The sequence below is a fragment of the Mesorhizobium sp. M5C.F.Ca.IN.020.29.1.1 genome, from assembly GCF_003997375.1.
GTDB classification, from domain to species: domain Bacteria; phylum Pseudomonadota; class Alphaproteobacteria; order Rhizobiales; family Rhizobiaceae; genus Mesorhizobium; species Mesorhizobium wenxiniae.
On record NZ_RZSW01000157.1, the window covers coordinates 1 to 11,699 of the forward strand.

General features: G+C 64.7%; 6 protein-coding genes and 1 pseudogene. 6 read left to right on the forward strand and 1 reads right to left on the reverse strand.

What is annotated here, in order from left to right:
* The coding region (locus tag EOA85_RS14785) for a Tex family protein (RefSeq protein WP_164759667.1) at positions 1-1,671 on the forward strand (1,671 nt) is incomplete at its 5' end.
* On the opposite strand, the gene EOA85_RS14790 is transcribed toward EOA85_RS14785, so the two are convergent.
* Complete coding sequence (locus EOA85_RS14790) at positions 1,672-2,568, reverse strand: LysR family transcriptional regulator (protein ID WP_029349736.1); 897 nt, start codon at positions 2,566-2,568, stop codon at positions 1,672-1,674.
* A gap of 102 nt (positions 2,569-2,670) precedes the next feature.
* Here EOA85_RS14790 and EOA85_RS14795 point away from each other — a divergent pair, with 102 nt between their 5' ends.
* From EOA85_RS14795 to EOA85_RS14815, 5 genes and pseudogenes are all read left to right on the forward strand, one after another.
* The gene (locus tag EOA85_RS14795; RefSeq protein WP_127209951.1) at positions 2,671-3,861 is read left to right on the forward strand and encodes an acyl-CoA dehydrogenase; all 1,191 of its coding nucleotides are present in this window, start codon (positions 2,671-2,673) and stop codon (positions 3,859-3,861) included.
* A 398-nt stretch (positions 3,862-4,259) separates the two neighbouring features.
* Positions 4,260-7,637, forward strand: coding sequence for a transglutaminase family protein (locus EOA85_RS14800; RefSeq protein WP_127209953.1), 3,378 nt, complete (start codon positions 4,260-4,262; stop codon positions 7,635-7,637).
* 6 nt (positions 7,638-7,643) lie between these two features.
* Positions 7,644-10,049, forward strand: a complete 2,406-nt coding sequence (locus EOA85_RS14805; RefSeq protein WP_127209955.1) for a circularly permuted type 2 ATP-grasp protein — start codon at positions 7,644-7,646, stop codon at positions 10,047-10,049.
* 24 nt (positions 10,050-10,073) lie between these two features.
* Entirely contained in the window at positions 10,074-10,958 is an 885-nt protein-coding gene (locus EOA85_RS14810) for a transglutaminase family protein (protein ID WP_127209956.1), read from the forward strand.
* A 159-nt stretch (positions 10,959-11,117) separates the two neighbouring features.
* Positions 11,118-11,699 (forward strand): annotated as a pseudogene (locus EOA85_RS14815) (DNA topoisomerase IB); the annotation flags it as partial.

Genomic DNA, 11,699 nt, shown 5'->3' on the forward strand with positions numbered 1-11,699 from the left:
TGGGCCAACGTGCCGAGCCATCGCGCGCTGGCGATGCTGCGCGGCCGCAACGAAGAGGTGCTGTCCCTCGACATCGAGATCGATGCCGACGACGCGTCACCGGTGAAGCCGGTCGAACGGATGATTGCCGACGCCTACGCCATCGGCCGCCATTTGCCGGGCGATCGCTGGCTGATGGAGGTGGCCGGCTGGACCTGGCGCATAAAGCTGTCGCTGCACCTGACGCTCGATTTGATGCGAGATCTGCGCGAGCGGGCCGAGGAGGAGGCGATCCATGTCTTCGCCCGCAATCTGAAGGATTTGCTGCTCGCTGCCCCGGCCGGCTCGCGCGCCACCATGGGCCTCGATCCCGGCATCCGCACCGGCATCAAGGTGGCGGTGGTGGACGGCACAGGTAAGCTGTTGGCGACGACGACGGTCTATCCATTTCCGCCAAGGAATGATGTGCGCGGCACGCAAGTCGAACTCGCAAAGCTCGTCCGCCTGCACAAGGTCGAGCTGATTTCCATCGGCAACGGCACCGGCAGCCGCGAGACGGAAAGGCTGGTGGCCGACATGCTGTCCGATATGCCTGCCGAGTCCGGGCCGAAGCCGCTCAAGGTGATCGTCAGCGAGGCGGGTGCCTCGGTCTATTCCGCCTCGGCAACGGCGGCGGCGGAATTTCCCGGCCTCGACGTGTCGCTGCGCGGCGCGGTGTCGATCGCGCGGCGGCTGCAGGATCCGCTCGCCGAACTGGTCAAGATTGAGCCAAAGTCGATAGGCGTCGGCCAGTATCAGCACGATGTCGACCAGTACCGGCTCGGCCGCTCCCTGGAAGCGGTGGTCGAGGACGCGGTCAATGCCGTGGGCGTCGACCTCAACACCGCCTCGGCGCCGCTTCTGGCGCGGGTGTCGGGTCTTGGCACATCGCTGGCCGCGGCCATCATCGCTCACCGTGATGCCGCCGGCCCCTTCGCCAGCCGTCGTGACCTGTTGAAGGTGGCGCGGCTCGGACCGCGGGCCTTCGAGCAATGCGCCGGCTTCCTGCGCATTCCCAACGGCACCGAACCGCTCGATGCCTCGGCCGTGCATCCGGAGGCCTATGGCGTGGCGAAAAAGATCGTCGCCGCCTGCGGACGCGACGTCCGCTCGCTGATGGGCGACAGTGCCGCTCTCAAGGCGCTCGATCCGCGGGTCTTCGTCGATGAGCGGTTCGGCCTGCCGACAGTGCGTGATATCCTGGCGGAACTGGAAAAGCCCGGCCGCGATCCGCGCCCCGGCTTCAAGACCGCGAGCTTTGCCGACGGTGTCGACGACATCAAGGATTTGAAGCCCGGCATGCTGCTGGAAGGCACTGTCACCAATGTCGCGGCGTTCGGCGCTTTCATCGATATCGGCGTGCATCAGGACGGCTTGGTGCATGTCTCGCAACTGGCCGACCGTTTCGTCAAGGACGCGCATGAGGTGGTGAAAGCCGGCGACGTGGTCAAGGTGCGTGTCGTCGAGGTCGATATCAAGCGCAAGCGCATCGGCCTTTCGATGCGTCGGGATGGTGACGGCGGTACACCGAAGCCGCGCGACAATGGCAACAGACCGGTGCCGCGCGCGCCGGCGCCGCAGCGTCAGCCGGAGCGGTCCGCGCAGCAAGGCACGTTTGGCGCCGCATTGGCCGATGCGTTGAAGCGGAAGTAATCACCCTACCACTGGTACGCGACTGAGCAGCCAGTCGCGAAAGCTGGCGACCGGCGGATGGCCGCGCTTGTCGTGCGGCACAACCAGGTAATAGGCGCTGCGGCTTTGCATCGGCCGGCCCGGCGCCGGCACGAGTTGGCCGCGCTGCAATTCGCCTGAGATAAGGACCTGCGGCAGCAGCGCTACGCCGAGCCCGGCCATGCAGGCCTGGGCGGCGGTGCCGAATTGCTCGAACTGCATGCCCGGCCCGGTCGGCGCGCTCAAACCCTGATGCTCGAACCACTCGGTCCATGCGCCGGGCCGTGTCGCCATATGCAGCAGCGGCAGGCGACCGATATCGGCGGGTGTGGCAATGGCGCGGCCGGCCAGAAATTCGGGCGACACGACAGGCGCCACCTCTTCGCGGACCAGCAGCGTCGAGTCGGCGTCCGGCCAGTCGGGCAAGCCGAAATGGATGGCGGCGTCGAGCCTTTCGCGAGCGAAGTCGAAGCGGCCGATGCGGGTGACGAAATTGATGGTAATGTCCGGGTTGTTTTCGACGAAATCCGGGATGAGCGGCATCAGCCAGCGTGTGCCGAAGGTCGGCAGGATGGCGAGGTTCAAGATGCCACTATGCCGATTGCTCATCAATCCAAGGGCTGCGTCGCGCAATTGACCCAGCGCGGCGCGCACCGCTTCGGCATAGATCTCGCCTGCCGCTGACAGCCTGACATTGCGGCTGTCGCGTTCGAACAGCCGCCGGCCGAACTGGTCTTCCAGCAGCCTGATCTGCCGGCTGACGGCGCCCTGGGTCAAATCGAGTTCCTGCGCGGCGGCGGTAAAGCTGCCCAGCCGGGCCACCGCCTCGAAGGCGGCAAGGGCGCTGATACCAGGCAAAAGGCGGCGCTGAACGTTCATGATCCATTACTAACGTTCATTGATCGGTGAAGCAATTTCGTTTGATTTTTTCGAACTGGAAGCCGATAAGCCCGGGCATCCCCGCATTTGGAGACCGAGGCCATGGCAGCCGACAAAAACGCATTCGTCTGGAATGATCCTTTCCTGATCGAGGACCAGCTTTCGGAAGACGAGCGGATGGTGCGTGATGGCGCCGCGGCATTCGCCGCCGACAAGCTCGCCCCTCGGATCGAGGAAGCCTATCTCGAGGAAAAGACCGATGCCGGGATATTTCGCGAGATGGGCGAGGCCGGGCTGCTCGGCATAACCATTCCGGAAGAATATGGCGGACTCGGCGCCAACTACGTCACCTATGGGCTGGTGGCGCGGGAAGTCGAGCGCATCGACTCGGGCTATCGATCGATGATGAGCGTGCAGTCGTCGCTGGTGATGTATCCGATCCACGCCTATGGCTCGGAGGCGCAGCGCAAGAAATACCTGCCGAAGCTCGCCAGCGGCGAGTGGATCGGCTGCTTCGGCCTGACCGAGCCGGATGCCGGTTCCGACCCGGGCGGCATGAAGACGCGAGCCGAGAAGACGGCGAACGGCTACAAGGTCTCCGGCTCGAAAATGTGGATTTCCAACGCGCCAATCGCCGATGTGTTTGTCGTCTGGGCGAAATCGGCCGCGCATGACAACGAGATTCGCGGCTTCGTGCTGGAAAAGGGCATGACAGGCCTCTCGGCGCCGAAGATCGGCGGCAAGCTGTCGCTTCGCGCATCGATTACCGGCGAAGTGGTGATGGAAGGCGTCGAGGTCGGCGAAGATGCGCTGCTGCCCAATGTCTCAGGCCTGAAGGGTCCGTTCGGCTGCCTCAACCGGGCGCGCTACGGCATCTCCTGGGGTGCGATGGGCGCGGCGGAAGATTGCTGGCACCGGGCCCGCCAATACGGCCTCGACCGCAGGCAGTTCGGTAAGCCGCTGGCCGGCACGCAGCTTTTCCAGAAGAAGCTCGCCGACATGCAGACCGAGATCGCGCTCGGCCTGCAGGGCAGCTTACGGGTCGGGCGGCTGATGGACGAAGGCAAAATGGCGCCGGAGATGATCTCGATCGTCAAGCGCAACAATTGCGGCAAGGCGCTCGACATTGCCCGCCAGGCCCGCGACATGCATGGCGGCAACGGCATCCAGATCGGCTACCATGTCATGCGCCACGCGCAGAACCTCGAAACCGTCAACACCTATGAGGGCACGCATGACGTGCATGCGCTGATCCTCGGACGGGCACAGACCGGATTGCAGGCGTTTTTCTAAACGGCCATGCCCTTCGCTTCGTCATCCTCGGGCTTGACCCTGGGCTTGACCCGGGCTTGACCCGATCCACGCCGTGAGTCGAGGCGCCGCTGCGGTGCAGGATCTTTCAGGGCAGGGTCACGACAGTGGTTCGTGCTGCACTGCTGCATTCTTCGGTTCGCGTCACGGCATGGATGCTGGGGTCTGCGCTTCGCTCCTTGCTCCGCCCCAGGACGACGAAGACCCGAGGCCTTCGCCAACCGCAGATGCTGGAGGCCAGCGGTGGCCAGTCGTATTAAGCGGAGTTGCGTTCAATAGCTGCTTAAATTAGGTGCACCGCAACATCTCTGCTTGGAGAATGGCCAGCATTTGTGTCAGGGTTCGGCGAATTCGTTTGAAACGCCGACTTTCGGGGCCCCATGGCAATTCTGGCAGCCGTCTACCACCTGACCCATTACAAATATGACCGGCCGGTCGTTCTCGGCCCGCAGGTCATCAGGCTGCAGCCGGCGCCGCATTCCCGCACCAAGGTGCTCAGCCATTCCTTGAAGGTCGGGCCGGCGAACCATTTCGTCAATCTGCAGCAGGACCCCTACGGCAACTTCCTTGCGCGTTTCGTGTTTCCAGAACCTGTGACGGAGCTGAAGATCGAGGTCGACCTCGTTGCCGACATGACGGTTTATAACCCATTCGATTTCTTCGTCGAGCCGTCGGCCGAAACGTTTCCCTTCGAGTATCCGGAAGAGATCAGCGACGATCTCGCCATCTACCGGACGCCGGAGCCGGCCGGGCCGCTGCTGTCGGCGTTCCTGCAGACCATCGATCGCAGTCCTACCAACACCGTCAATTTCGTCGTCGACCTCAATGCGCGCCTGCAACGCGAGATCGCCTATATCGTGCGCATGGAAACCGGCGTCTTCTCACCCGAGGAAACGCTGGCCGCCAAGAAAGGCTCGTGCCGCGACACGAGCTGGCTGCTGGTGCAGATCCTGAGGAACCTCGGCATCGCCGCGCGCTTCGTCTCCGGCTATCTGATCCAGCTGAAACCCGACCTCGTCGCGCTTGACGGGCCGCCCGGCACCGCCGTCGACTTCACCGATCTTCATGCATGGTGCGAAGTCTATCTGCCAGGCGCCGGCTGGATCGGCTTCGACCCGACCTCCGGACTGCTCACCGGCGAAAGCCATGTGCCGCTCGCCGCGACGCCGCATTTCCGCAACGCCGCGCCTATTTCCGGCATGGCCAGTTTCGCCAATGTCGAGTTCGGCTTCGACATGCGGGTCGACCGCATCGCCGAGCATCCACGCATCACCAAGCCGTTCTCCGACGAAAGCTGGCAGGCGCTTGACGCGTTGGGCAACCAGGTCGATGCCGCGCTCGAGGCCGGGGACGTGCGGCTGACCATGGGTGGCGAGCCGACCTTCGTGTCGATCGACAATTTCGAGGCGGAGGAGTGGAACACCGCCGCCGTCGGCCCGACAAAACGCGAAAAAGCCGATGCGCTGATCCGCCGGCTGCGGGAGCGTTTCGCGCCCGGTGGCTTCCTGCACTACGGGCAGGGCAAGTGGTATCCGGGCGAAAGCCTGCCGCGCTGGACCTTCTCGCTGTACTGGCGCGCCGACGGCGAGCCGGTGTGGAGTGATCCATCGCTGATCGCACGGGAAAACAGCGAAGCAGTTGTCGGACCGGAGCAGGCTGAAGGCCTGCTGACGGCGATTGCCGATGAACTCGGCATCGACAAGACCATGGTCAGCGAAGCCTATGAGGACCCGGCCGAGTGGCTGCTCAAGGAAGGCAAGCTGCCGGAAAATGTCGATCCGTCCAATTCGAAGCTGGACGACCCCGAGGAGCGCAGCCGCATGGCGCGGGTGTTCGAACGCGGCCTGACCAAGCCATCGGGCTATGTGCTGCCTGTCCAGCGCTGGAACAGCCAAGCGTCCGGACCGCGCTGGCGTTCGGAGAAGTGGAAGACGCGGCGCGGCAAGCTGTTCCTGGTGCCGGGAGATTCACCGGTCGGCTACCGCCTGCCGCTCGGCACGCTGCCCCATGTGCCGCCGGCGCAGTTCCCGTATATCGTGCCGGTCGATCCTTCCCTGCCGCGCGGACCATTGCCGGCGCGCGAGACTATTTTGCCTGGAGCCGCTCCTTTACCGGAGGCTGCCCCAGCCGAATTGGAAGGCGCCGACGAAATGGTGCGACGCCAGCAGGCGGCGTCCTTCACCGCTGCGACCGGCCAGCAGGACCGTGTCGAACAGGAAATCACCGAGATCGGCGGCGCGGTGCGCACCGCACTGTCGGTCGAGCCGCGCGACGGGCGGCTTTGTGTATTCATGCCGCCGGTCGAGGCGCTGGAAGACTATCTCGAACTGGTCGCAGCGGCCGAGAACGCGGCAAAGGTTATCGGCCTGCCGGTGCATATCGAGGGCTACGGTCCGCCTCACGATCCGCGCCTCAACGTCATCCGCGTGGCTCCGGATCCCGGCGTCATCGAGGTGAACATCCATCCGGCTGCGAACTGGCAGGACTGCGTGGCGACGACCACAGCGATCTACGAGGAGGCGCGGCAGACGCGGCTCGGCGCCGACAAGTTCATGATCGACGGCCGCCACACCGGCACAGGCGGGGGCAACCATGTCGTCGTCGGCGGCGCAACACCCAACGACAGCCCGTTCCTGCGCCGCCCCGACCTGCTGAAGAGCCTTGTCCTGCAATGGCAGCGGCACCCGTCGCTGTCCTATCTATTCTCCGGCCTGTTCATCGGCCCGACCAGCCAGGCGCCGCGTTTCGATGAGGCGCGCCACGATTCGCTCTACGAGCTCGAGATCGCGATGGCGCAGGTGCCGCATCCGGACAGTGGCAGCGCGCCGTTGCCGTGGTTGGTCGACCGGCTGTTCCGCAACCTTCTGACCGACGTGACGGGGAACACGCATCGGTCGGAAATCTGCATCGACAAGCTGTTTTCGCCCGACGGGCCGACCGGCCGGCTGGGGCTGGTCGAGTTCCGCGGCTTCGAGATGCCGCCCAATGCGCGCATGAGTCTGGCGCAGCAATTGTTGGTGCGCGCCATCATCGCCCGCGCCTGGAAGAATCCGCTCGATGGCCGCTTCGTGCGCTGGGGCACGTCGCTGCATGACCGTTTCATGCTGCCGCACTATGTCTGGGCGGATTTTCTCGACGTGCTGGACGACCTCAAGCTGAACGGCTTTGAATTCCGTCCCGAATGGTTCGACGCGCAGCTCGAATTCCGCTTCCCGTTCTGCGGCGAGGTCCAGCATGCCGGCATCAAGCTGGAACTGCGGCAAGCGCTGGAGCCGTGGCATGTCATGGGCGAGCAGGGCGCCATCGGCGGAACCGTGCGCTTCGTCGATTCCTCGGTCGAGCGGCTCCAGGTGAAGACCGAAGGGCTTAACCCGGAGCGTCACGCGGTCGTCTGCAACGGCCGCATCGTGCCGATGAAGGTGACCGACACCAGAGAGATCGCGGTGGCGGGCGTCCGCTTCAAGGCCTGGCAGCCGGCATCGGGCATGCATCCCGCGCTGCCGGTCAATACGCCGCTGGTCTTCGACATCTACGATCGGTGGTCGGAGCGGGCGATCGGCGGTTGCGTCTACCATGTCGCACATCCCGGCGGGCGCAGCTACGACACCTTCCCGGTCAACGGCAATGAAGCGGAGGCGCGACGGCTCGCCCGCTTCGAGCCGTGTGGCCATACGCCGTCCGGCTACGTGCTGCGCGACGAACGAGCCTCTGAGGATTTCCCGATGACCCTTGACCTCAGGCGACCTGCAAGACTCTGATCAGCCATGGCAAAGGGGAATCACAAGAAAATACGCGGCAGATCGCATAACCTGCTGGAGCATTATCAGCCGATCGACGGTGTCGTCGACGAGATGGTCGATGCATCAGGCAATCCCCGCCCGGTCTGGAAGGACTTCATCGAGGCACTGGAGGAACTGGGTCCCGAAAAGCTCGCTCAGCGCTTCGCTCGCGCCGACCAGTATCTGCGCGACGCCGGCGTCTATTACCGCGTCTACGACAAGGCCGGCGCCAATGAGCGCGAATGGCCGCTGGCGCATGTGCCGCTGCTGATCGAGGACCAGGAATGGGCCGCGATCAGCGCCGGGCTGGTCCAGCGGGCCGAGCTGTTCGAGGAAACGATCGCCGATATCTACGGGCCGAACCGCCTGGTCGAGAAGGGCATCTTGCCGCCGGGGCTGATCGCAGCCAGCCCGGAATATTTGCGGCCGGTCGTCGGCACCAGACCGGCCAGCGGCCATTTCCTGCATTTCTGCGCCTTCGAGCTCGGCCGTGGACCGGACGGCCGCTGGTGGGTGCTGGGTGACCGCACGCAGGCGCCGTCGGGTGCCGGCTTTGCGCTGGAAAACCGCGTCGCAACCACGCGTGCGCTGTCCGACATCTATGGCGAGATGCACGTGCATCGCCTTGCCGGCTTCTTCCGCCGCTTTCGCGACGCGCTGAACGGCATGGCCAAGGTATCAGGCGGCCGTGTCGCCATCCTGACGCCGGGGCCGCTCAACGAAACTTATTACGAACATGCCTATATCGCCCGCTATCTCGGCATCATGTTGCTTGAAGGCGAGGATCTGACCGTCTCCGGCGGCCGGCTTATGGTGCGCACCGTTTCGGGGCTTATGCCGGTCAGTGTACTGTGGCGACGGCTCGACGCCGCTTTCGCCGATCCGCTGGAGTTGCGGCCGGAGTCGCAGATCGGCACGCCAGGGCTGGTCGAGGCGATCCGCCGGAGAGCCGTCTCAGCCGTCAACGCGCTCGGCTCCGGGCTGATGGAAACGCGGGCGATGTTCGCCTTCCTGCCGAAGATTTCGCGCGAATTGCGCAACGAGGGGCTTCTGCTGCCGAGTGTCGCGACGTGGTGGTGCGGGCGGGACGCGGACCGTGACCATGTGCTGGCTAACCTCGACCGCATGGTGATCGGTCCGGCGCTGTCGACGCGGCTTGCCTTCGAGGATGACGATTCCACGAGGCTGGGCTCGGCGCTGGTTGCCGGGGAGCGGGCCGAACTGATAGCCCGGATCGAAAGGGACGGCGGCGGCTTCGTCGGACAGGAAGCGGTGACGCTTTCGACCACGCCGGTCTATGTCGGCGGCTGGCTGGAGCCGCGACCAGCAGCCCTGCGCGTCTATCTGGCGCGAACCGCGGAAGGCTGGACGGTGATGCCCGGCGGCTTTGCCCGCGTCGGCTTTTCGCTCGACCCGACGGCAATCGCCATGCAGCGCGGCGGCCAGGCGGCGGATGTGTGGGTGGTCAGCGACAGACCGGTGGAGCGCGAGACGCTGCTGCCGCAGGAGCACGACACCTTCACCCGCACCTTGCCGGGCAGCCTGCCCAGCCGCGCGGCGGAAAACCTGACATGGCTCGGCCGCTATATCGAGCGATCGGAAGACACGGTGCGCATCCTGCGCGCCTATCACGTGCGGGTGGCCGAGGCATCCGACCCGGACATGCCGCTGCTTGCCGATATCAGAGATTATCTCGAACCGTTCGGCATCGACGTCGAAACCGCGATCCCGCCGGGGCTGATCGGCACACTGGACAGCGCCGTCTACAGCGCCGGACAAATCCGCGACCGCTTCTCGCCCGATGGCTGGCTAGCGCTGAAGGATCTGTCGAAGACCATTCATCAATTCGCCACAACGGTGGCGCCGGGCGATGATGCGACGCGGGCGATGACGGTCATCCTGCGCAAGCTCGCCGGGTTTTCCGGCCTGCTGCATGAGAATATGTACCGCTTCACCGGCTGGCGCTTCCTGGAGATCGGCCGGCGGTTGGAACGCGGCATCCAGATTGCCCGCACGCTCGCCAGGCTGACCAGGGCTGCGGCGCCGGACGGCGCGCTCGACATGATGCTGGAGATCGGCGACAGCGTCATGACCCACCGGCGGCAGTATCCGGTGCAGGCCGGCCGGCGCACTGTGATCGACCTCCTGGTGCTCGATCCGCTCAACCCGCGCTCCATCCTGTTCCAGCTCGAGCGGCTGAAGGCCGAAATCGCGCTGTTGCCTGCTGTCGGCGGCGAGGGGCACATGTCGCCGGCGGCGAAAGAGATCCTGCAGCTCAACACGGCGATCGCCATCAAGGAGCCATCGGACATGACGGCGCCGGCCCTGGCCGATCTCGCCAACGAGATCGGCGGCCTCTACAACAGCCTCGCCAAATCCTATTTCGGGTAGGGACGGGTTCGGATAAAGGCGGGCATGCTCTACGATATCAGGCTCAAGCTACGTTACGATTACGATGCTGCGGCCGGCGGCGGCCGCCATCAGGTGCGCGTGCTGCCGCCGACGGTATCGGGCGTGCAGCGCGTGATCGCCGCTTCGCTGTCCTTCGCACCGGCGCCGAGCGAACGCTCGGATTTTTCCGATTTCTTTGGCAACAATGTCACGTCGATCGCCTTTCGCGACGTTCACGATGCGCTCGACATCAGGATGAGCGCGCGCGTCGCGGTTTCGCGGCCGGAACCTGGGCTTGACGTGTCGCCCGACATTCGCCGGCTGAGGGAGGAACTCGATGCGGTGCGGTCGCTGTCGCCTGATACACCGCATCACTTTCTGGCCGCCAGCGACTATGCCGGCATCGATGCGGCGATCACGGCCTACGCGCGGAGCAGTGCCGGCAACTCCGCTGTCAGCACGGCCATGGACCTGTGCAACCGTATCTACCGCGATTTCACCTATGATGGCGAGGCGACTACGGTGCAGACCCGGGCAAGCGATGCCTTCGACCTGAAGCGGGGCGTCTGCCAGGACTTTTCGCATATCATGATCGCCGGCCTGCGCGGCCTGGGTGTCCCCGCCGGCTATGTCAGCGGGTTCCTGCGCACCATTCCGCCGCGCGGAAAACCGCGGCTGGAAGGGGCCGACGCCATGCATGCCTGGGTCAAGGTGTGGTGCGGGCGCGACACCGGTTGGCAGGAGTTCGATCCGACCAATGGCATGCGGGCAAGCAACGACCACATCACCGTCGGTCATGGCCGGGACTATTCGGATGTAGCGCCGATCGTCGGCGTCCTGAAAACAACCGGAGGGCAGGTCGGCGAGCAAGCAGTCGACGTCATTCCAGTCGTGCTGGAAAAGGCATAACGGCAAGCGAGGCCGCACTCGATTTCTAGGCGCCGAACGTAGACAGAGGAAGGCTCCTCGAACGCACACGCGGTGAGCCTGACATCATTCTGAAAGCCATTCGCGGAACCAGCGGCGGGTCCGGCGCTTATCTACGGGAAAATTTCTCGCGGAGAGGACATGTTGGACAAATCCGGGTCGCCATCCGGCCGATCGGCTGGCAAGGAGGTTGCACCAAAAGACGGGGCGCCGACAAATGGGTCGCAAGCCTCTGCCGATCGAGCCTCGCTTACCTACCTCACCGACGCCGAGCCCGGTATCCGGCGTCTCAGGGCTGGCAAGGGATTCTCATATAAAGGGCCTGACGGGCAGGGTGTCGACGACGACACTATGGCCCGCATCAGGGCGCTCGCCATTCCACCGGCGTGGACGGATGTGTGGATCTCGCCGGATGCTGACGGTCACATCCAGGCGACAGGCCGTGATCAGCGCCGACGCAAGCAATATCGGTATCATGCGCTATGGGCGGAGGAGCGTGACGGCGTCAAATATTCGAGCCTGGTTGCCTTTGCAGAAAGCCTGCCTGAGCTGCGACGCCAGATCGATGCCGATCTGCGCCGTCACGGCCTGCCGCTGGAACGCGTTGTCGCCGCTGTGGTCTGGCTGCTTGACAACACGATGATCCGCGTCGGCAATGCCGCCTACGCTCGCGACAACAACAGCTTTGGGCTGACCACGCTGCGCGACCGCCATGTCGACATC